Origin of the sequence: Stappia indica, assembly GCF_020177335.1 — a bacterium.
Taxonomy (GTDB): Bacteria; Pseudomonadota; Alphaproteobacteria; order Rhizobiales; family Stappiaceae; genus Stappia; species Stappia indica_B.
Genome location: NZ_JAIVMG010000010.1, coordinates 105,398 through 126,230 on the forward strand (window position 1 = coordinate 105,398; position 20,833 = coordinate 126,230).

A 20,833-nucleotide genomic window follows, 5' to 3' on the forward strand; every position below is an offset into this window, starting at 1 on the left:
TGCCAGGTGGACGGGGAGGGTCTCATGGGCGCGTGGTTTGTTTCGTCGGGATTGAGGCCATCTGCCATGGAGGGTAGCGCGTGATGGCCGCGCTCGCCAGCACCTCGGTTCTCATCATTGGCGGCGGCCCCTCCGGGTTGTTGCTGTCGCAGCTTTTGCATCGCCAGGGGATCGCCAGCGTGGTGTTGGAGCGGCGCAGCCGCGATCATGTGCTGTCGCGCATCCGGGCCGGGGTTCTGGAACAGGGCGCGGCGGATCTGTTGCGCGCGGCCGGCGTCGGCGCGCGCATGGACCGGGACGGGCTGGTGCATGAGGGGATCGAGATCGCCGTCGGCGACCGGCTGCATCGCCTCGATCTTGCGGCGCTGACCGGCGGCAAGACCGTGATGGTCTATGGCCAGACAGAGGTGACGGCCGATCTTTATGCCGCCCGCGACGCCATGGACGGGGTCGTCATCGATGAGGCCGAAGGGGTCGCCCTGCACGGGCTGGAAACCGATGCGCCCTCCGCCTCGTTCCTGAAGGATGGCACCCGGCAGACGATCCGCGCCGATTTCATCATCGGTTGCGACGGGTTTCACGGGGTCTCTCGCCGCTCCATTCCCGCCGACCGGCTGTCGCTGTTCGAGCTGGTCTATCCCTTCGGCTGGCTGGGGCTGCTCGCCGATGTCCCTCCGGCGGCGGATGAGCTGGTCTATGCCAGCCATCCCGATGGCTTTTCCTTATGTTCGATGCGCTCGCCCACCCGCAGCCGCTACTATCTGCAATGCCCTCTCGATGAAAAGGTCGCCGATTGGGACGACGATCGGTTCTGGGACGTGCTTTGCGCCCGGTTGCCTGCGGAACTGGCGGCCCGGGTAACGCGGGGGCCCTCGATCGAGAAGAGCATCGCGCCGCTGCGCTCCTTCGTCGCCGAGCCGCTGCGCCACGGTCGGCTGTTCCTGGCCGGGGACGCGGCGCATATCGTGCCGCCGACCGGGGCCAAGGGGCTGAATCTGGCCGCCTCGGATATCCACTACCTGTCCACAGCACTGATCGACCACTACCGCAGTGGAGACGACGAGGGGCTGGAGCGTTACTCGGAGCGGGCGCTGGCTCGGGTCTGGAAGGCGGAGCGGTTTTCCTGGTGGATGACCTCGGTCCTGCACAGCTTTCCGGAAAAGGGCGGCTTCGCGGCGCGGATGCAACAGGCGGAGCTGGAGTATCTGCTGTCCTCGCCCGCCGCGCAGGCTTCGCTGGCGGAAAACTACGTCGGCCTGCCCTACTGACGCCGCGTGCGGCAGCGCAAGGGGCTTGAGCGGGCGCGCGTTTTTGCCGACACTGCCGATGCTTGGTTTTTCGTGTTCGGCTTATGCGCGCGCCCCCCGCGCGCTTTTTTGTGAAAGCGCTCCATGTCCTTTGATCTTCTCGTCAAGAACGCCGCCCTTCCCGATGGCCGCACCGGTCTGGATATTGCCTGCGCGGATGGCCGGATCGCTGCGGTCGAGGCGGGCATCTCGGCAGAGGCGAAAGAGGTGCTCGATGCGGGCGGGCGATTGGTGTCGCCGCCCTTCGTCGATTGCCACTTCCATATGGATGCGACCTTGTCGCTCGGCCTGCCGCGCATGAACGAAAGCGGCACCCTGCTGGAGGGCATCGCGCTCTGGGGGGAGTTGAAGCCGCTCTTGACCGTCGAGGCGGTGGTGGAAAGGGCTTTGCGCTATTGCGATCTCGCCGTGTCGCGCGGCTTGCTGGCGATCCGCAGCCATGTGGATGTCTGCGATGACCGGCTGACCGGTGTCGAGGCGCTGCTGGAGGTCAAGCTGCAGGTCGCGCCCTATCTCGACCTGCAGCTTGTCGCCTTCCCGCAGGACGGGCTCTACCGCTCGCCGAACGCGGAGCGCAACCTGTTGCGGGCGCTCGACATGGGCGTCGACGTGGTTGGCGGCATCCCGCATTTCGAACGCACCATGGACGATGGCGCCCGTTCGGTCCGGGCCTTGTGCGAAATCGCCGCCGAACGGGGCTTGCGGGTCGATCTGCACTGCGACGAATCCGACGATCCTCTGTCGCGGCATATCGAGACGCTGGCCTATGAGGCGCGCCGGCTCGGGCTGGAAGGGCGGGTGACCGGGTCGCACCTGACCTCCATGCATTCCATGGACAATTATTATGTCTCCAAGCTGCTGCCGCTGATCGCCGAGGCGGGCGTTCATGCCATCGCCAATCCCTTGATCAACATCACCCTTCAGGGGCGGCACGACACCTACCCCAAGCGCCGCGGCCAGACCCGGGTGCCGGAGATGCGGGCGATGGGCATCAATGTCGCCTTCGGCCACGACTGCGTGATGGACCCCTGGTACTCGATGGGCTCGGGCGACATGCTGGAGGTCGCCTCCATGGGCCTGCACGTGGCGCAGATGATGAGCCGGGACGACATGCGCTATGCCTTCGATTGCGTCACGCGCAATCCGGCGAAGATCCTCGGGCTTGAGGGCTATGGGCTGGGCAAGGGCTGCAACGCCGATTTCGTGCTGCTGCAGGCGGCCGACACCATCGAGGCAATCCGTCTGCGCGCCACCCGGCTGGCGGTGGTGCGTCGCGGCCGGGTCATCGCCACCAGCGCGCCGGCCGAGACCCGTCTGAAGCTCGACGGCCGGCCGGGCCAGGTCGATCCGGCGGGTTATGCGCCGCGCGCCTCGGGCTGATACGGATCCGGACCGATTGTTCCAGGAGCCGGGCGGGGGTTTTTGTGATACCCCACGCGGGGGATTTGGCGGAGGCGCGCGCGAGCATGGACCGGATGCGAGAGGATGACGGGGCTTCAGTGCCGGCGGATGGCGATGGCTATGTTCCGCCCTATCCCTATCGCCATCCGGAGCAGCCCTCGGTCATCAAGCTGATCGGCCTTGCCCGCAAGAGCTTCCTGTCGGTCTGGCCGGCGATGGCGTTTTCCCGGCCCCTGCTGCGCATTGCCGTGCTGAAGAAGCAGATCTTCATCTGCAACAGCCCGGATACGGTGCAGGAAGCCTTCGTGCGCAAGCATGAGATCTACCAGCGAAAGAGCGCGCAGATGCGTCATGCGCTCGAACCGTTGATCGGCGATGGTCTGTTCATCAGCGACAAGGAAACCTGGCGGGTTCGCCGCCGGATCGTCGCGCCGATCATCCATGCCTCGAAGGTCCCCGATTTCTTTCCGGCGATGGCGGAGACGGTGCTGGAACGGCGCGAGGCGTGGCGGCGGCTTGGTGCAGACGCGCCCGTCGATGTCTTGCGGGAGATGGCTCATCTGACCGCCGAGATCATCTGCCGCACGATCTTCGGCCGGCAGCTCGGCCGCGATTATGCCGGCGAGGTGGTGGAGAGCTTTACCGCATACCAGCGCCATATCGACCAGATCGATGTTCAGTCGCTGCTGGGCCTTCCGGACTGGTTTCCCCGGTTTCGCGGGCGGGCGATCCGTCGCTCGGTGCGCCGGATCGATGCGGTGCTCGATGAGATCATCACCAGCTACGAGGCGCGCAAGCGCGATGGCGAGACCTCGGTGATCGGCGGCTTGCTGGAAGCGCGCGACGAGGACGGCACCCCCCTGACCCGCGAGGCGATCCGCAACGAGGCCTCGGTGATCTTCATGGCCGGGCACGAGACCACCGCCAATACCCTGGCCTGGGCCTGGTTCCTGCTGTCCCAGGCGCCCAAGGCCCGCGCTCGTCTCCATGCGGAGCTGGATACGGTGCTGGCCGGACGGACGCCGGAATTCGATGATATCGCCCGCCTGCCCTACACCCGGGCGGTGATCGAAGAGACCTTGCGGCTCTATCCGCCGGTACCGATCCTGGCGCGCGAGGCGCTGGCCGATGACCGGATCGGCGGCTGGGAGGTGCCGAAGGGATCGCTGGTGCTGGTCGCCCCGTGGCTGCTGCACCGCAACCCGACCCTGTGGGAGCGGGCGGACCACTTCGAGCCGGAGCGGTTTCTGGGCGGTGCACGCGGCGGGCAGTCGAAATTCGGCTACGTGCCCTTCGCCATCGGCCCGCGCATCTGTGCCGGGCTGTCCTTCGGGCTGACCGAATCCATCCTGTCGCTCGCCATTCTGGCGCAGGCCTTCGATCCGCAGTTGCAGGAGGGCGCCGATATCCAGCCGGTCTGCCGGCTGACCCTGCGCCCCGGCGATGCCCTGCCGATGCGCCTGCGGGCGCGCTGAAGGACGGTCATGCGCCTGGAGGATGTTGCGTTTTCCGAGACGATGGCGCCGGAGCCGCAAGCCCCGCCGCTGCACCGTCTGCTGTCGCGCGGGGACGCCGGGCGGCAGGCCCGGCGCTACCACATCTTCGATCGGATTTCCGGCGCCCGTCTTGTCGTGCTGGATGCCCTGTTCCGCCGCTTGCCGGTGGATGTAGCGCCGGCGTTCGCCGAAAGGGTTGCAAGTGCCGTGCGCCATCTGGAGCGGCGCCGGGTCTATGCGCGGCGGATCGCGCACAACCTGTCCGTGCTCGCCCCGGAGGGGCCGCGCGAAGGACGCGCCTTGCAAACGGCCGTCGCCAACTGGTGGCAGAATGCCGGTCGGACCGTGGCGGAGTATGCTTGTGTCGAGCGCTACCGCAACGCCGGTCGCGTGACCGTCGAGGGCCTTGATGCCTTGCGGGACATGGGGCTTGCCGACGGCCAGTTCATCTACGTCAGCGTGCATCTTGCTTCGTTCGAGCTTCTTTGTGATGTGATCAGCAACGGTCTGGAACGACGGTCGATCGGGATCTGGGAGCCGGAAGCGAACCGCTACAAGAACCGGCTGTTGTCGCGGCTGCGTGCCCGCTACGGCATGTATATCTTCCCGCCGGGGCAGCGGTCTGCACGACACATCCACCGGCTGGTGGTGCAGGGGGGATGTGACGTTCTTTGCTACGTCGACGAGGTGCGGGACCGGCAGATCCACCTGCCGCTGTTCGGCCGGCCGCTGCCCGACAGGGGCAACGCCGTGAACGCGGTCAAGCTGGCGCTGCGCTCCGGTGCGCCGCTGATCCCGATCTACATGCTGCGGGACGGCAAGGGCGGGTTTCGGGTCCGCCTGCATCCGCCGCTGCCGCTTGACCGGGAAGCCCCGACCGGAGAGGCGATGAAGAAGGCGCTGGGCGAGATCGACCGGTTTTTCGATCCCATCGTGCGCGCCCATCTGGGCCAGTGGTGGATGCTATCGGAGGTCCGGTTGCCGGATTTTGTTGCCAACCCGGACGCGGCCCGGAAAAGGCCGGCTCAATAGAGCAGGCGCACCAGGAAGAGCGTCAGCCCGGGGAACAGCACCAGGATCGCCACGCGGATGATGTCGCTGGCGATGAACGGCACCACGCCGCGATAGGTGCGCCCGAGCGGCACGTCGGGGGCCATGGAATTGATGACGAAGAGGTTCATCCCCACCGGAGGGGTGATCAGCCCGACCTCGACGACGATCAGCACCAGAATGCCGAACCACAGGGCGAATTCTTCCGGCGGCAGGCCGAAATCCAGCGCCGAGACGATCGGGAAGAAGATCGGGATCGTCAGCAGGATCATGGACAGGGAGTCCATGATGCAGCCGAACACCAGATAGCAGATCAGGATCAGTACCAGCACGGCCCAGGGGTTGAGCCCGAGCTCGACCACGAAGCCCGCCGCCTGTTGCGGCAATTGCGAGAAGGCCAGGAAGCTGTTGAACACGGTGGCGCCGAGGACGATGAAGAAGATCATGCCGGTCGAGGCGGCGGTGGATAGAATGGCGTCCTTGAGGCCGTTCCAGCCAAGATCCCGGTTGGCCCAGGCCACCAGCCCGGTGCCGGCGGCGCCGACCGCGGCGCCCTCGGTCGGGGTGAAGAGACCGGCGTAGATGCCGCCGATGACGACGATGAAGATGGTCAGCACCGGCCAGACGGCGATCAGCGCCTGAAGCCGCTCCTTGCCGCTGGCGCGCGGCTGGCTGCCGGCGCTGTCCGGGCGAAAGCGCACATAGAGCGAGACCGTCAGCATGTAGCCGGCGGCGGCGAGGATGCCCGGCACGAAGGCGGCCATGAACAGTTTGGCGATGTTCTGTTCGGTGAGAATGGCATAGATCACCAGCACCACCGAGGGCGGGATCAGGATGCCAAGGGTGCCGCCGGCGGCCAGGCACGCGGTCGACAGCGCGCCGGAATAGCCGCAGCGGCGCATTTCCGGCAGCGCCACCTGTCCCATGGTCGCGGCGGTCGCCAGCGACGAGCCACAGATTGCGCCAAAGCCGCCGCAGGCCGCCACCGCCGCCATGGCGACGCCGCCGCGCCGATGGCCGACCAGCGTTTCCGCCGCGCGAAACAGCGCCCGCGACATGCCGCCCCGGGTGGCAAACTGGCCCATCAGCAGGAACAGCGGCACGATCGACAGCGAGTAGTTGGAAAAGGTGCTGTAGACCAGCGACTTGAGCTGGGCGAGCGCCGGCACCGTGGTGCCGGTCACCAGGCTGGTGCCGACAAGGCCGACACCGAACATGGCCAACCCGATGGGGATGCGCAGGAAGATCAGGACAAGCAGCAGCGGGATCGACCAGAGACCGTATTCGAGGGAACTCACCAAGCTACTCCTCGCGCACGGCGCTGTGCGGCGGCCTGACGAGGAATTCGTCGAGGCTGCGCCAGACGGAAAAAAGACAGATGACGACGAACAGCACCGCGCCGATCAACGAGGCCGCATAGGCCCACCACAGCGGGAACTGCAGAACGAAGCTGGTCTCGTGGTAGGCCTGTTTGTCGAGCATCCCCAGCCACAGCCGCCAGGCGATCAGGCCGGCGGCAAGGGACATCAGCAGATTGGCGACGATGTCGATGCCGGCATTCACCCGCGGTCCGAACTGGCTCATGAACAGATCGACCGTCACATGGCCGCGCTTCAGATGGCACCAGGGCAGGAAGGTGAAGATGGCAAAGGCGGTGCCCGCTTCCACCAGCTCGTAGTCGCCGGGGATCGGTCCCACCCCCAGCGCCCGGCCGGTGATGCTGATCACCGTGGTCGCCGTCAGGGCCAGCATGACGAGGCCGCCGGCGATGGCGAGCGTCTGCGCCGCTTTTTCCAGCAAAGGTTCGATCTTGTGGCGCACCGTCACGGCCCTTGTTGAACGCCTTGAAGCGGCGCTTCCGTTTGTTCTTGTCGGGCGCGGGCCGGCGGCCCTGCGCACCTTTCTGGAGGTGTCGCGGCCGGAGCGATGCCCGAACCGCGCTGGACAGGCAGGGTGTCCGAATTGGAAGGTAATGTAAAATAAGAAAATCGCCTGTTTGCATAACCTTGCCGCATTGGATGCGGGGGCAAGCGGCGTGGGGTTAGGCTTGCAAGCGCGGGGTGGCTGGCGTCACATGGGCGCCAGATCCTTGCCTGTCCTCCACTGGGGAGCCTGCCCGTGACACGCCGCGCGCGCAACATCCTTTTCATCATGTTCGACCAGTTGCGGTTCGACTATTTGTCCTGCGCCGGGCACCGCGCGCTGGAAACCCCGCATATGGATGCGCTGGCCGCTCGCGGTGTGCGTTTCACCCGGACCTATGTGCAGTCGCCGATCTGCGGCCCCTCGCGCATGAGCTTTTACACCGGCCGCTATGTGCACTCCCATGGTGCCGCCTGGAACAATTTTCCGCTCAAGGTCGGCGAGGTGACCCTTGGCGATCATTTGCGGGCGCGCGACATGGATGCGGTGCTGATCGGCAAGACCCATATGAAGGCCGACGATGCCGGGCTGGAGCGGCTCGGCATCGCCCGGGACGGGATCATCGGCACCCGGGTCAGCGAATGCGGCTTCGATGCCTATGTGCGCGACGATGGTCTGTGGGCCGAAGGGCCGGACGGGCCCTATGACGCCAAGCCCTCGCCCTACAACGCCTTCCTGCGCGCGCGCGGATATTCAGGGCGCAACCCTTGGCACGATCATGCCAATTCGGCCCTTTCGGAAGCGGGCGAGATTGCCAGCGGCTGGCTGATGCACCACGCCGGCGAGCCGGCCAATGTCAGGGAGACGGATTCGGAAACGCCCTGGCTGACGGATCGGGCCATCGATTTTCTGGAGGAGCGGCGAACGGCGCGCCGCAAGATCCCCTGGCTCTGCCATCTGTCCTATATCAAGCCGCATTGGCCCTACATCGTTCCCGCGCCCTATCATGCGCGCTATGGGCCTGAGGATGTACAACCGGCGATCCGCGATCCGCGCGAGCGCGAGGATCCACACCCGGTCTTTGCTGCCTTCCAGCGGACGCTGGTGGCTCGCAATTTCTCCCGCGACGAGGTGCGGGAGAAGGTGATCCCGGCCTATATGGGGCTGGTCAAGCAATGCGATGACCAGATCGGCCGGCTGATGGCCTATCTGCGTGAAACCGGCCAGCTCGACGATACGCTGATCGTGCTCACCTCGGACCATGGCGACTATCTCGGCGATCACTGGCTCGGCGAGAAGGACCTGTTCCACGAGCCCTCCGTCAAGGTGCCGCTGATTGTCTGCGATCCCTCGCGGCAAGCGGATGCGACCCGTGGCACCACCTGCGATGCGCTGGTCGAGGCGATCGATCTGGCCGCCACCTTTGTCGACATGGCCGGCGGCGCGTTCCCCGGCCATATCCTGGAAGGGCGCTCCCTGCGCCCGTTCCTGCATGGGGCGCCGCCCGCCGATTGGCGCGACTTTGCCGTCAGCGAATACGATTATTCCTGCACGCCCATGGCCGGCGAGCTTGGCGTTGCGCCGAAGGACGCCCGCCTGTTCATGGTCGCCGCCCGGCGCTGGAAGCTGATCGAGGCGGAAGGCGGGTTCCGGCCAATGCTGTTCGATCTGCAAACCGATCCGCAGGAGTTCACCGATCTCGGCGCGAGCCCGGATCATGCGGACATTGTTGCGATGATGCGCGAGCGGCTGGCGCGCTGGGCGCGGCGCGAAAGCCAGCGCACCACCGTCTCCGACGCGGCGATCCTGGCGCGCCGTTCGGGCGGCGGCAACACCGGGGTGCTGATCGGTGCCTACGACGAGACCGACGTCAGCCCGGCAGACATGACCGCCTATCGTGGCACGGCGACCCCCAAGGGCAAGGGGAAGCGCTGACGCCTATCCCTGAAGCTGGCGCATGGCCTCGGCAAGGTTGCCATCGGCGGCCTCCAGCAGGGCGCTTGCCTGGTCCGGGGTGGCGCCATGGCTGACGAGGATTGCGTCCTTCAGCCGAAAGTCGGTCGCCTCCAGCGCCGCCCGCGCCGCCTCCTCGGAATTGCCGGCGATGTCGGTGACGATGGCAATGGCCCGTTTGACGAGCTTGGCGTTGGTGGCCCGCATGTCGACCATCTGGCCGCGATAGACCTTGCCGAGCGCGACCATCACCGCCGTGGAAAACAGGTTGAGGGCCATCTTCTGGCTGGTTCCGGCGGCGAGGCGCGTCGAGCCGGCGAGCACTTCCGGCCCTGTGTCGAGCAGCACCGGATGCTCCGCCGCCTGCAGCAGCGGCGTGTCCGGGTTGTTGGCAAGGGTGATGGTCAGCGCGCCGCAAGACCGGGCGAGGGTGATGGCGGCCAGCGTGTAGGGGGTGGTACCGCTGGCGGCGATGCCGATGACGATATCGCCGGGTCCAGGCTTCAGCGCGGAGAGTTCCGCCCGGGCGGCCTCCGCATCGTCCTCCGCGCCCTCGCGCGCTTCCTCGAAACTCTCCAGCCCGCCGGCGAGCAGGACCTTGATGCGCGACTGCGGCCAGCTGAACGTCGGATTGAGCTCGACCGCGTCCATCATGGCGATCCGCCCGGAGGTACCGGCGCCGCAATAGATCAGCCGGGCCTCGGGCGCGCGCAGCAGCGGCACACTGGCGCCAATCGCCGCATCGAGCGCCGGCAGCGCCCGGCGCACGGCCTCGGTGGCGGCGGTCTGTCCCTCAAGCAAGGCGTCGAGGACACGGGCCGTGCCCATTTCCTCCAGGGCGCGATAGCGGGCACTGACGGTTTCTGTCCGGGCGGCGTTGAGCATGGCTGTCCTGTCGCACTACTTTCAATAAGACCAAAGTACTACCAAATGAGGTTATAGCAGCCCGGCGGCCGGAAACCCAGCCCTCTTTGCCGGGAATTTTGTCGAGGGCCGCGCAGGGGAAAGATGGTTCGTCCGGCCTTGTCGGCACAGGCCAACTGACGGATACTCGGTGCGTCCGGCGGCGGCCCGCCGGCTGGCAGCGGCGTGGGTGCATGGACAGACTGCAAATCGAAGGTGGTCACAGGTTGGACGGCTCCGTGCAGGTGGCCGGCGCGAAGAACGCTGCCCTGCCGATCCTTGCCGCCAGCCTGCTGAGCGATCGGGATCTTGTGCTGGGCAATCTGCCGGCGGTGACCGATGTCACGGCCATGCTGGAGTTGCTGCGCGAATTCGGCGTCCGGATTGATGGTCCCCGGCAGGGGCGGCTGGTGCTGCACGCCACCGGGATCGTCAACACCGAGGCGACCTGGGACATCGTCCGGCGGATGCGGGCCTCCTTCCTGGTGCTGGCGCCGCTGGTAGCCCGGTTCGGCCATGCGCGGATTTCCCGGCCGGGCGGTTGCAGCATCGGCACGCGCCCGGTCGATCTGCATCTGGAGGCTCTGGCGGCGCTCGGCGCTTCGGTGGAGACCGCCGGCGGGGTGATCGATGTCACCGCGCCGAGGGCCGGCGGCCTGCAAGGTGGGCGGATCAACCTTGCCTTCCCCTCTGTCGGGGCAACCCACACGGCGATGATGGCGGCGACGGCGGCGCGCGGCGAAACCGAGATCGTCAATTGCGCGCGCGAGCCGGAAATCGTCGATGTCGCCACCTGTCTGGCGCGCATGGGTGCGCGCATCGAAGGGGCCGGCACACACCGGATCCGGGTCGAGGGGCTGACCCTCTGGCAGCCTGCCGAGCACATGATCCTGCCGGACCGGATCGAGGCCGGCACTTATCTGATCGCGGCGGCGCTGACCGGTGGCCAGGTCGAGGTGACCGGCGGGCGGCTGGAGCATCTGGGCGGTGTCTGCGAGGTGCTGGACGCGGCCGGCGTGACCGTCTTTCCCAGCGATCGCGGGCTGATCGCCGAGCGGCACGGCCCCTTGCGCTCCGTCGATATGACCACCGGGCCGTTTCCCGCCTTTCCCACCGACCTTCAGGCCCAGTTCATGACGTTGATGACCCAGGCGGAGGGCGTGTCGACCATCCGCGAAACGGTGTTCGAGAACCGGTTCATGCATGTGCCGGAGTTGCAACGGCTCGGGGCGAACATCGAGCATCGCGGCTCGGTCGCGCGGGTGCGCGGCCGCTCCCCGCTTGATGGCGCCAGCGTGATGGCGACTGACCTGCGCGCTTCCATGTGCCTCGTGCTTGCCGGGCTGGTGGCGCGTGGCTGGACGACCGTCAACCGGGTCTACCACATCGACCGGGGCTATGAGGATGTGGAGGGCAAGCTGCGTCGCTGCGGCGCCCGGATCGAGCGTCGGACGGGCGCATGAGCGGAGCTGTATCGGACAGCGGCGCGGCTGCGCTGTTTCTCGGCATCGATGGCGGCGGCACCGGGTGCCGGGCGCGGTTGCAGGCCGCCGATGGCCGCGTGCTTGGCCAGGGGCTGGCCGGACCGGCGGCGACCCGGCTTGGCATCGACACGACCTGGGCGGCGATCGAGACCGCCTGGACCGGGGCGCTGGCCGAGGCCGGGCTGACGCTCGGCGATGCCGGCGGGATCTTTGCAGCCGCCGGAGTTGCCGGCTATTCCCGCGCCGGAATGCCCGAGGCGCTGGCCGCCCGCGCCCATCCATTTGCTTCGCTGACCTTCGAAAGCGACGGCATCATCGCCTGTCTTGGGGCACATAATGGCGGTGATGGCGGCATCGTCATCGTCGGTACGGGCAGTTGCGGTTTCGTGCGGATCGGCGGCGTCGCCAGCAAGGTCGGCGGCTATGGTTTTCCGGTGTCCGATGAGGGGAGCGGCGCCAGTCTCGGCCTGCGTGCCATCCAATTGGCCTTGCGCGCCCATGATGGCCGCGTGCCGTCCAGCGCGCTCCTGGAGGAGGTGCTCCGGCGCTTCGGCCATGATCCGCTGCAGGTGGTTGCCTGGATGGATGGCGCCACCGCGACGGATTACGCGGCGCTGGCCCCGCTGGTGGTGCGCCACGCGGAAGAGGGCGATGCCCATGCGCGGGCGATCATGCAGGACGCGGCGACGGCGATCGAAGGCATCTGCCGCGCGCTGCTGGAGCGCGGTGCCCCGCGTCTGTCGCTGATCGGTGGGCTCGGCAGCGTGATGGAGGCCTGGCTGGCGCCGGACCTGCGCCGGCGCATTCATGCCCCGCTGGGCGATGCGCTGGACGGCGCGGCGCTGCTCGCCGGCCGCCCGCCCCGGACCGACCTTTAAGGGCGGATCAGGCCGGGCCGGCCGCGCCGGGAAAGTGGCAGGCGCACAGCCGTTCCGGCTGTGTGCCGCCGGTCTGTACGGCCAGCGCCGGTGGCGTGGTGCGGCATTGGTCGCGCACGGCGAAGCAGCGTGGATGAAACGGGCAGCCCTCCGGCCGGTTCGCCGGGTCGGGCACATCGCCCTTGAGGACGATCCGCCCCAGATGCCGCGGCCGCGCCTTGCCCGGAACCGACGGGATCGCCGACAGCAGCGCCCGGGTGTAGGGGTGCAGCGGCGCATCGAACAGCGCTCCGGCGCCGGCGTATTCGACGAAGGCGCCGAAATACATCACCGCGATCCGGTCGCTGACATGGCGCACCACCGACAGGTCGTGGCTGATGAAAATCATCGACAGCCCGAATTCGCGCCGGAGTTCGAGCAAGAGATTGAGGATCTGCGACTGGATCGAAACGTCCAGCGCCGATACCGCCTCATCGGCGACGATCACCTTGGGCGACAGCGCCAGTGCCCGGGCGATGGCGATGCGCTGCCGCTGTCCGCCGGAAAATTCATGCGGCAGCCGCCGGGCCGCCGCTTGCGGCAGGCCGACGAGATCCAGCAACTGCCGCACCCGCGCCGCCCGGTCCGGGCGGCCATGCACGATGAGCGGCTCGCCGATGATCGTCTCCACGCTGTGGCGCGGGTTGAGGGCGCCGAACGGGTCCTGGAACACCATCTGGATATCGGCGCGGGCGGCCTTCAGCTTGCCGCCGCGTGCCCGCGACAGGTCGAGATCGCCAAGCCGGATGCTGCCGCTGGTCGGTGTTTCCAGCCGCATCACCGTGCGCCCGAGGGTGCTCTTTCCGCAGCCGGATTCGCCGACGATGCCGAGGATCTCCCCCGGCATCAGATCGAAGGACACATCGTTCAGCGCGCGCACTGGCTGGCCGTCGCGGTCGCGGTAGTGTTTCACCAGGTTCCGCACCGAAAGAAGGGCGCTCATGAGGCGGGGTTCCAGCAAAAGACGTGATGATCGGCGCGGTTGATCGCCGGCGGCAGATCTGTCCCGCAGCGGTCAAGCGCGGCGGAACAGCGCCCGGTGAAGGCGCAGCCGGAGGGGCGCTCACCGGGTGGCGGTACCGAGCCGGGAATGGCCGGCAGGTCCTGTCCCGGCGGGTTCGCGCCCGGGATGGTGTCGAGCAGGGCGCGGGTGTAGCGGTGCATCGGCGCGCCGAACAGGGCGTTGATCTTGCCGCTCTCGATAATCCGCCCGGCATACATGACCACCGCCCGGTCGCAGATATCGGCGACCACGCCAAGGTCGTGGGTGACGAGGATGCAGCCCATGCCAAGCCGCTCCTGCATCTCCTTGATCAGTTCCAGGATCTGCGCCTGAACCGTCACATCCAGCGCGGTGGTCGGCTCGTCGGCGATCAGCAGGTCGGGTTCGCAGGCAAGTGCCATGGCGATCATCACCCGCTGGCGCTGGCCGCCGGAGAGCTGGAATGGGTAGCGGCCCTGCTGCGCACTGGTGCCGGGCAGGCCGACCATGTCGAGCAGCCGCGCCGTCTCCCGGGCGCAGGCCGCGCCGTCAAGCCGTCGGTGAAGGGCCAGAACCTCGCCGATCTGGTCGCCGATGGTCATGATCGGGTTGAGCGAGGTCATCGGCTCCTGAAAGATCATGGCGATCCGGTTGCCGCGCAGCCCGTTCATGGCCGGCTCATCCAGCGTGGTCAGGTCGGTGCCGCGAAACAGGATCCGCCCCGCGCTCACCTGAACGGCGGGATGCGGCAGCAGGCCGAGGATCGACAGGGCCGTGACCGTCTTGCCGCAGCCGGATTCGCCGACGAGACCCACCATCTCGCCCCTCTCGACCGTCAGGTTGAAACCTTCGACCAGAGGGCCGGCCACAGCCTTCAGGCCGAGGTCGCGAATGTCCAGCAGGGGCGCGTCACTCATGCGCGGATCGCTTGAAAGTCATGGACGGATGCACGCCGGTTGTGGCCATATCGGCGGAGCGGCACGGGTTGCGCGCCCGCCTCGGATGACCCTCGTGGTTGTCGCTTGAAATTGGTATTCATGTGGACTAGCCTAGCAAACATTGAACAGGCTCGGCAATACAGGAATGACAGGGGCCGGGTTTCCTTGGGGGGAGTGAAGAGCGATGAGCCGTTTTCGCAAGTTTGTCCTGGCGCAGGGTGTTGCCGCGTCCGCGCTTCTGGGTGCTTTTTCGGTTCAGGCGGCGCCGCTTGAACTGGCCGTCGCCAGTTCGCCCTCTGGTCTCGATCCGCATATCGTCACCGCCTTTTCCTCGTTTCAGGTCATTGACGGCACCGTCTATGAAGGCTTGACCGCGCTCGACGAGAACCTGGCCATCGTCCCCGGCCTTGCCGCCGCCTGGGAGATCTCCGAGGACAAGAAGACCTACACCTTTTCCTTGCGCGAGGGCGTGACTTTCCATTCCGGCGGCGTGATGACGTCGAAGGACGTGGCCGCCTCGCTGCAGCGGGTGATGGATGAAAAGACCGGCTCGCCGCTGGCCAGCCGCCTGGCGGCGGTGGAGAGCGTTGAGACGCCGGATCCCTCGACGGTGGTCATCCGCCTCAAGGCGCCGTCCGCACCGCTGCTCTCCTCGCTCACCTCCATCGCCATCGTGCCGGCGAAATACCTCGGCGATACCGAGAGCCTGCAGCGCCAGCCCGATGGCACCGGCGCCTTCCGCTTCGTCGACTGGCAGCCGAATGTGGCGATCCGCCTGACCGCCCATGAGGGCTACTGGCAGACCGGCCTGCCGAAGCTGGAGGGCGTGACCTACAACATCGTGCCGGAGGCGGCGACGCGGCAGGTCGGCCTGACCAGCGGCCAGTACCAGATGCTGCCGAACATCGACGCGGTGACGGCGCTGCAGGTGAAGGCTCAGCCGGGCATCAAGCTGGCGGAGACCCTGGAGCTGGCCTATTCGCTGGTCGGGCTCAACGTCACCCGGGCGCCGCTCGACAACCCGAAGGTGCGCGAGGCGATCAACTACGCCATCAACCGCAGCGATCTCGTCCAGGCGGCGCTGTTCGGTGCCGGCGTGCCCGGCGGTCCGTTGTCGCCGGCGCTGGAGCAGTTCGCCACCCCGACCAGCGACTTTGCCTGCTTCACCCCCAGCGTGGACAAGGCCAAGGCGCTGATGGAGGAAGCCGGGGTCGATACCCCGGTGGAGCTGAAGCTGCTGGTGCTGCCGCGCGACGACACCAAGGCGCTGGCCCAGGTGATCCAGCAGCAGTTGGCGGCAATTGGTATTGCCGTCACCCTCGACATTCCGGAAATCGGCAAATTCGTCCAGGATTGGCGCAATTCGGACTTCGACATGTTCGTTTCGCTCAATTCGGGCACGATCGAGCCGGACGATTATTTCTACCGCACCTTCCGCAGTGGCGGTTCGACCAATGTGTTCAAATACGCCAACGCCGAGCTCGATGCGCTGCTCGATCAGGGACGCGAGGAGACCGACCCGGCCGGCCGCCGCGAGATCTACGGCAAGGTGCAGGGCATGCTGGCCTGCGACGGGCCGGCGGTGTTCCTGACCTACGGCCAGCTTTACACGGCCATGCGCGACGGGGTCGATGGCTTCACCATCTATCCGAACCGCTCGCTTGGCGCGCTGAAATCCGTGACACTCGGAAAGTAAGCCGGCTTATGATGGAAGCCTGCCGCCCAATGCAGGGCGCTGCGGCGCCGACCGGGGAGACGACCTCCGCCGCCGCAATCGCGGCGGTGGAGCTCCGAGAGACGATGATCGTGGGAGTGTCCCGGCCATGTTGAGGCTGTTGCGCGGGCGACTGGTCGATCTCGGCGTGGTGCTGGCCGGGGTGTCGGTTCTGGCCTTCGCCTTCATTCGTCTGATCCCCGGCGATGCGGTGGCGATCATGCTCGGCGCCAATGCGGAGGTGACGCCCGAGCGGATCGCCGCGATGCGCACCCGGCTGGGGCTCGATCTGCCCATCCACGAGCAGTATGTCACTTGGCTGTCCGGCGTGCTGCGCGGTGATTTCGGCGTGTCGATCTGGACCGGGAAGCCGGTGATCGATGAGATTGCCGCGCATATCTGGCCGACCCTGCAACTCACTGTTCTGGCGCTGGCCGCCGCCGTGGTGCTGGCCGTGCCCCTGGGCATACTGATGGCGCGGCTGCGCGGCCGGCGCGGCGAGGCGATCGTGCAGGCCGGATCCGTGGTCGGGCTGACCGTTCCCCCGTTCTGGCTCGGCATCCTGATGATCCTGGCGCTGGCGACCTTCGCGCCGAGCCTGCAGCTTCTCGGTTATGTGCCCTTCAGCGAGGACCCGCTGGGCAATGTCAGCCGCCTGCTCCTGCCGGCGGTGGCCCTCAGCCTGCCGATCACCGCCAATCTCGCCCGGCTGTTGCGCTCCACCCTGCTGGAGGCGATGCAGCAGGATTACATCCGCACCGCCCGCGCCAAGGGGGTGCCGGCGCGGGCCGTGCTCTACCGCCATGCCCTGCGCAACGCGCTGATCCCGTTCGTGACCAGTGTCGGCATCATGGCCGGGTATCTCCTCAGCGGGGCCATCGTCATCGAGCAGGTGTTCGCCATTCCCGGTCTTGGCCGGCTGTTGCTCGGGGCCATTGCCGAGCGCAACTATCCGCTGTTGCAGGCGACCATCCTGCTGGTGACCACCGCCTTCGTGCTGGTGAACTTTCTGGTCGACCTGCTCTATGCCCTGATCGATCCGAGGATTTCCTGATGAGCGGCGGCGAAATCGCAGTGCCGCCGCGCGGCGGCAGGATCCGGGCGGGGCTCTTGCGTCGCAGGTCCGGGCTCTTTGTCGTCGCGCTGGCGCTGATCGTCCTGCAGGCGTTTCTGGCGGTGGCGGCGCCGCTGGTGGCACCCTACGATCCGCTGTTTCAGGATATCCTGCATCGCATGAGCGGCCCGAGCGCCGCCCATTGGTTCGGCACCGACCAGTTCGGCCGCGATGTGCTGTCGCGGGTGATCTACGGTCTGCGGGCGTCCCTGGCGATTTCCTTCGCCGCCGTCTTCACCGCGCTGGTTTTCGGCGGCATCCTTGGCCTGCTGGCGGCCTTTTATCGCGGCTGGATCGAGCGGATCATCATGCGCGGCATGGATGTGCTGTTTGCCTTTCCGGTGATGCTTCTGGCCATCGGCGTGATCGCGGTGCTGGGGCCGGGTGGCTTTCCCACCGCCGCCGCGATTGCCGTCGTCTACACGCCGATCTTCGCGCGGCTGTTGCGCGGGCCGGCGCTGATCATCGCCGAGAGCGATTATGTGATGAGCGCGAAATCCATCGGCGCCTCGGATATCCGGATCATCTTCATCCATATTTTGCCCAATCTGGCGAGCGTCATTCTGGTGCAGCTCAGCCTGCTCCTGTCCTCGGCGATCCTGGTCGAGGCCTCGCTGTCGTTTCTCGGGCTGGGCACCCAGCCGCCGACGCCCTCGCTCGGCATGATGCTGTCGGAAGGGCGCAATTTCCTGTTTCTGGCGCCCTGGGCGGCGCTGTTTTCCGGGCTTGCCATTCTGGTGGTCGCCTTCGCGCTCAACCTGTTTGGCGATGCCCTGCGGGACGATCTCGACCCGCGCCTGCGCAAGGCCAGCTGAGGCGCTCCACACGGCACCGGGGCGAAAGGCGGCAGGCAGGCGCTACGCGAAGATCTGGCCCATCAACCGGGAGGAGCCATCGTGTCACAGGATCTGGAAATCACCGTCAATCGCCGCCGCTTCGATGCCTCGGATGGCGTGCGCGCGCGCATGTCCGCCGCCGAGATCGCCGCACTGGTCGGCGTGCCGGCACGCAATGCGGTGGTGGAGCGGGAGACGGCGCGCGAGCGCTATGCCGCCGTGCCCTGTTCTGGCGACATCGAGGTCCAGGCCGGTATGCATTTCCTCGTTACTCGCGAATTCGTGATGGGCGGATGAGCATGCCGCACTCAGGCAAGGGAGCCCCCGCGCGGCTGCTGCTGCGCATCGGGCGGCAGGAGCTTGATCGTCTCGACGAGCTGGCATCGGCGGCCACCGTCACCGCGCCGCTGGATCTGACCCTGGGCTGGTGCCGGAGCGATACCGTCATCGTTTTCACTCTGGCGCGGATCGGCGGGCCGGACGCCGGGGATCCGCCGGGCTTGATCGCGGGCCATCTGCGGCTGGCCGCCGCCGGTGAGGCGCCGGTCTTTTCCCCGGCCGAGCAGCAGGAGGAGGATGCGCGGGCGGCAGGCTGCCCGGTCTTCGTCAGCGTGACGGCGGGTCGCGGCAAGGACGCCCCGCGCCGGATCGCCGCCCGGGTCTGGCTGGCCGGGAAATGGCACGATCTTGCCGCCATCGCACTGGAGGGCGAGCCGGATGCGGAGCTTTTTGTCGGTGGCGCGGCGCCGGGGCTGGCAGCGCCGCCGCCGGACCGGGTGGCGCGGTTTACCAGCGCCTTCGGCATCGAGGCCTATCAGCGTCTGCGCCGGTCGACGGTGGCGGTGATCGGCGCTGGCGGCACCGGCTCGATTGCCATTCCGACCCTCGCCCGGGCCGGCGTCGGCCGGTTGATCATTGTCGATTCCGATCATGTCAGCCCGTCCAATCTGGAGCGGATGCACGCCAGTTTTCCCGAGCATGTGGCGGCGCGGACCCTGAAGGCGGAGCTTGCCTGCGATCATGTGGCGCGGATCGATCCGGAGATCGCGGTGGAGGCCTGGGTCGGTCGGTTGCCGCAGCGGGCCATTGTCGAGGCGGTGGCGACCGCCGATGTGGTGCTCGGCTGCACCGACCAGCAAAGCAGCCGGCTGGCGCTGGCCGATGTGGCACGGCGCTACCTGGTGCCGGCGATCGATTGCGGCGGCTTGATCGAGGGGGCCAATGGCCGGGTCACCGGCCAGATCGTGCAGCTTGTCCGGTTCAGGCCTGGCGACCCCTGTCCCCATTGCCGCAAGATGATCGACCCGCTGCGGGTGCGTCAGGAGTTGATGTCGGAGGCGGAACGGACGGCCTTGCGGGCGACGGCGGGCTCGGCGCCGCCGCCGGAAGCGGCGGACATCCCGCAGATCGATACGGTCGGCTACATCACCACCGTCAGCGGCACGCTGGCCGCCGGCTATGCGATCGGTTGGCTGACGGGCCGGTTCGATCCGCCCTTCGAACGCATGCAGATGAACCTGATCGCCGAATGCCTCGACGTGACCAACCGGCGGCAGGCGCATGACCCGGCGTGCCAATGCCGGGCGCTGCGCGGGATGGCCGATCAGGGCGCGGAAGCGGCGCCGTTCACGCCGCCGGATCACTGGCCGCCGGCGCGGCGGCTGGAGACATGACCGCCGGCGCGGCGGCTGGAGGGGGGGAGTGCCGCGCCTGCCATCACCTGTTGCACGAGGCGCAAGGATCTGTGCTGCGCGCCGTTGCGGATGTGACTGTCCTCAGGTCCCGGCTCGACCTCCAGCACCAGCCGGGTGACGGCAGGAAGGGGCGCATCGGCCGTGTCGGCGGCCAGCCGGTCGGGCAGCTCCGCCCAGGGCAGATTGCCGGTGCCAAGCTCCAGTCCTTCGGAAACTAGCGCCGAAAGCGGGATGTCGGGACCGGTCGCACCGGCCGGATCGACCATCAGGCTGTCGCTGAGATGCAGGTAGGGCATGCGCGCATCGACAAAATCGAACGGATGCAGCCGGTCGGCGCGGTCGAGATCCGCATCGGTGATGGCGCTGAAGCGGGCGTCCCCTTGGGTTTCCCGGTAGAACCGGCGGCGCCAGTTGAACAGGTTGGCCGACAGCGTCGCATGGGCCACATCGACGAAGGCTTCCACATTCGAAAGCCCGGCGCCGGTGGTGAAGGCGCGGAATTCGGCGATTTCCCAGGGGAAGAAGTGATCGAGCGGCCCGGCGACGAAGCTGGTGCCATCGCGCGGCAGCAGCGAATAGTGGCCGACGTTCTCCACCAGCAGCATCAGCTCCGGCGCGCCAAGTGCCAGCGAGCGAATGACATCATTGAAGGCCATGGTCGCCTCGTCGCGCTGCGCCCGGGCCGGGCACTGGCCATGGACCAGTCCCCAGTAGCGGTGCAGGACGACCCGCCCGGCCCCGGCCTCGGCGGCAAAGCCAAGGGCGTCGGCAACCTGGTCCGCGTCGAAATCGGCCCGGGTGACGAGATCGATCTTCTGCAGCGGCACATGCACGGTCAGATCGAGCGGACCATGGGCGTCCCTGAGGCGGGCGAGATTATCGAGGCAGGTTTGTCGCCCGTCCGATGCCGTCAGGTCGCGGTCGCCGAAGGTGTGCAGTTCGAGGGTGATGGGAAGACCAATTGAAGCCAAAAACGCGGCGCGGTCATACAGTTGACCGCTGTCGAGCGCTGCGGCCTTCAAGGCGAAAAGATACTTCCGGCCACCTGTCATTGCAGACTGGTCCCTCCGCTTGGCGGGTGTTCACGCATCCTGCGCAAGCTTTGAAGCGCTGTCAAATATCGATTTTCTTAAAATAGTTCTTTCTTGTCATGTGGATGTGGCGGGGTGTCGCGAAGGCGA

General features: G+C 67.3%; 18 protein-coding genes. 12 read left to right on the forward strand and 6 right to left on the reverse strand.

The window, feature by feature from the left end:
• Positions 1–83: 83 nt before the first annotated feature.
• The 4 genes from pobA (at position 84) to LC062_RS14525 (ending at position 5,236) form a co-directional block, all read left to right on the forward strand.
• Entirely contained in the window at positions 84–1,268 is a 1,185-nt protein-coding gene (gene pobA / locus LC062_RS14510; RefSeq protein WP_224911850.1) for a 4-hydroxybenzoate 3-monooxygenase, read from the forward strand.
• A gap of 123 nt (positions 1,269–1,391) precedes the next feature.
• A complete protein-coding gene (locus tag LC062_RS14515; protein WP_224911755.1) occupies positions 1,392–2,687 on the forward strand; it encodes an amidohydrolase family protein in 1,296 nt (431 codons plus the stop codon).
• A gap of 86 nt (positions 2,688–2,773) precedes the next feature.
• On the forward strand, positions 2,774–4,183 hold the full coding sequence (locus tag LC062_RS14520) for a cytochrome P450 (protein WP_224911756.1): 1,410 nt from the start codon (positions 2,774–2,776) through the stop codon (positions 4,181–4,183).
• Between the two features lie 9 nt (positions 4,184–4,192).
• Entirely contained in the window at positions 4,193–5,236 is a 1,044-nt protein-coding gene (locus LC062_RS14525; RefSeq protein WP_224911757.1) for a lysophospholipid acyltransferase family protein, read from the forward strand.
• On the opposite strand, the gene LC062_RS14530 is transcribed toward LC062_RS14525, so the two are convergent.
• Together LC062_RS14530 and LC062_RS14535 are read right to left on the reverse strand one after the other, a co-directional pair.
• Positions 5,230–6,552, reverse strand: a complete 1,323-nt coding sequence (locus LC062_RS14530) for a TRAP transporter large permease (RefSeq protein WP_224911758.1) — start codon at positions 6,550–6,552, stop codon at positions 5,230–5,232. The genes LC062_RS14525 and LC062_RS14530 overlap by 7 nt on opposite strands.
• Positions 6,553–6,556: 4 nt before the next feature.
• Positions 6,557–7,081 carry a TRAP transporter small permease gene (locus tag LC062_RS14535; RefSeq protein WP_224911759.1) on the reverse strand — a complete coding sequence of 175 codons (525 nt, stop codon included), beginning with the start codon at positions 7,079–7,081 and terminating at the stop codon, positions 6,557–6,559.
• 291 nt (positions 7,082–7,372) lie between these two features.
• Here LC062_RS14535 and LC062_RS14540 point away from each other — a divergent pair, with 291 nt between their 5' ends.
• Entirely contained in the window at positions 7,373–9,052 is a 1,680-nt protein-coding gene (locus LC062_RS14540) for a sulfatase-like hydrolase/transferase (protein WP_224911760.1), read from the forward strand.
• 3 nt (positions 9,053–9,055) lie between these two features.
• Here the strand turns inward: LC062_RS14540 and LC062_RS14545 are convergent, their stop codons facing one another.
• Positions 9,056–9,955 carry an N-acetylmuramic acid 6-phosphate etherase gene (locus tag LC062_RS14545; RefSeq protein ID WP_224911761.1) on the reverse strand — a complete coding sequence of 300 codons (900 nt, stop codon included), beginning with the start codon at positions 9,953–9,955 and terminating at the stop codon, positions 9,056–9,058.
• A gap of 212 nt (positions 9,956–10,167) precedes the next feature.
• On the opposite strand from LC062_RS14545, the gene murA reads away from it, so the two are divergent.
• Positions 10,168–11,436, forward strand: a complete 1,269-nt coding sequence (gene murA, locus LC062_RS14550) for a UDP-N-acetylglucosamine 1-carboxyvinyltransferase (protein ID WP_224911762.1) — start codon at positions 10,168–10,170, stop codon at positions 11,434–11,436.
• Positions 11,433–12,335 (forward strand): BadF/BadG/BcrA/BcrD ATPase family protein, encoded by a 903-nt coding sequence (locus LC062_RS14555; RefSeq protein ID WP_224911763.1) that lies wholly within the window; start codon positions 11,433–11,435, stop codon positions 12,333–12,335. The genes murA and LC062_RS14555 overlap by 4 nt, the downstream gene beginning before the upstream one ends.
• Positions 12,336–12,342: 7 nt before the next feature.
• Here the strand turns inward: LC062_RS14555 and LC062_RS14560 are convergent, their stop codons facing one another.
• On the reverse strand, positions 12,343–13,317 hold the full coding sequence (locus LC062_RS14560; protein WP_224911764.1) for an ABC transporter ATP-binding protein: 975 nt from the start codon (positions 13,315–13,317) through the stop codon (positions 12,343–12,345).
• Positions 13,314–14,273 carry an ABC transporter ATP-binding protein gene (locus tag LC062_RS14565; RefSeq protein ID WP_224911765.1) on the reverse strand — a complete coding sequence of 320 codons (960 nt, stop codon included), beginning with the start codon at positions 14,271–14,273 and terminating at the stop codon, positions 13,314–13,316. The genes LC062_RS14560 and LC062_RS14565 overlap by 4 nt, the downstream gene beginning before the upstream one ends.
• Positions 14,274–14,478: 205 nt before the next feature.
• Here LC062_RS14565 and LC062_RS14570 point away from each other — a divergent pair, with 205 nt between their 5' ends.
• From LC062_RS14570 to LC062_RS14590, 5 genes are all read left to right on the forward strand, one after another.
• Entirely contained in the window at positions 14,479–15,990 is a 1,512-nt protein-coding gene (locus LC062_RS14570; RefSeq protein WP_224911766.1) for an ABC transporter substrate-binding protein, read from the forward strand.
• 127 nt (positions 15,991–16,117) lie between these two features.
• Positions 16,118–17,062, forward strand: coding sequence for an ABC transporter permease (locus tag LC062_RS14575; protein WP_224911767.1), 945 nt, complete (start codon positions 16,118–16,120; stop codon positions 17,060–17,062).
• A complete protein-coding gene (locus tag LC062_RS14580) occupies positions 17,062–17,937 on the forward strand; it encodes an ABC transporter permease (protein ID WP_224911768.1) in 876 nt (291 codons plus the stop codon). The genes LC062_RS14575 and LC062_RS14580 overlap by 1 nt, the downstream gene beginning before the upstream one ends.
• An 81-nt stretch (positions 17,938–18,018) precedes the next feature.
• The gene (locus tag LC062_RS14585; protein ID WP_224911769.1) at positions 18,019–18,255 is read left to right on the forward strand and encodes a hypothetical protein; all 237 of its coding nucleotides are present in this window, start codon (positions 18,019–18,021) and stop codon (positions 18,253–18,255) included.
• Entirely contained in the window at positions 18,252–19,631 is a 1,380-nt protein-coding gene (locus tag LC062_RS14590; RefSeq protein ID WP_224911770.1) for a HesA/MoeB/ThiF family protein, read from the forward strand. Before LC062_RS14585 ends, LC062_RS14590 begins: the two co-directional genes overlap by 4 nt.
• On the opposite strand, the gene LC062_RS14595 is transcribed toward LC062_RS14590, so the two are convergent.
• Entirely contained in the window at positions 19,598–20,704 is a 1,107-nt protein-coding gene (locus LC062_RS14595; protein ID WP_224911771.1) for an apurinic/apyrimidinic endonuclease family protein, read from the reverse strand. The genes LC062_RS14590 and LC062_RS14595 overlap by 34 nt on opposite strands.
• Positions 20,705–20,833: the final 129 nt, after the last annotated feature.

Bases quoted from the DNA above. Each gene is read 5' to 3' on its own strand.
- pobA (WP_224911850.1), top strand. From the start codon at position 84: ATGGCCGCGCTCGCCAGCACCTCGGTTCTCATCATTGGCGGCGGCCCC.
- LC062_RS14515 (WP_224911755.1), top strand. From the start codon at position 1,392: ATGTCCTTTGATCTTCTCGTCAAGAACGCCGCCCTTCCCGATGGCCGC.
- LC062_RS14520 (WP_224911756.1), top strand. From the start codon at position 2,774: ATGGACCGGATGCGAGAGGATGACGGGGCTTCAGTGCCGGCGGATGGC.
- LC062_RS14525 (WP_224911757.1), top strand. From the start codon at position 4,193: ATGCGCCTGGAGGATGTTGCGTTTTCCGAGACGATGGCGCCGGAGCCG.
- LC062_RS14545 (WP_224911761.1), bottom strand. From the start codon at position 9,955: ATGCTCAACGCCGCCCGGACAGAAACCGTCAGTGCCCGCTATCGCGCC.
- murA (WP_224911762.1), top strand. From the start codon at position 10,168: ATGGACAGACTGCAAATCGAAGGTGGTCACAGGTTGGACGGCTCCGTG.
- LC062_RS14555 (WP_224911763.1), top strand. From the start codon at position 11,433: ATGAGCGGAGCTGTATCGGACAGCGGCGCGGCTGCGCTGTTTCTCGGC.
- LC062_RS14560 (WP_224911764.1), bottom strand. From the start codon at position 13,317: ATGAGCGCCCTTCTTTCGGTGCGGAACCTGGTGAAACACTACCGCGAC.
- LC062_RS14565 (WP_224911765.1), bottom strand. From the start codon at position 14,273: ATGAGTGACGCGCCCCTGCTGGACATTCGCGACCTCGGCCTGAAGGCT.
- LC062_RS14570 (WP_224911766.1), top strand. From the start codon at position 14,479: ATGAGCCGTTTTCGCAAGTTTGTCCTGGCGCAGGGTGTTGCCGCGTCC.
- LC062_RS14575 (WP_224911767.1), top strand. From the start codon at position 16,118: ATGTTGAGGCTGTTGCGCGGGCGACTGGTCGATCTCGGCGTGGTGCTG.
- LC062_RS14580 (WP_224911768.1), top strand. From the start codon at position 17,062: ATGAGCGGCGGCGAAATCGCAGTGCCGCCGCGCGGCGGCAGGATCCGG.
- LC062_RS14590 (WP_224911770.1), top strand. From the start codon at position 18,252: ATGAGCATGCCGCACTCAGGCAAGGGAGCCCCCGCGCGGCTGCTGCTG.
- LC062_RS14595 (WP_224911771.1), bottom strand. From the start codon at position 20,704: ATGACAGGTGGCCGGAAGTATCTTTTCGCCTTGAAGGCCGCAGCGCTC.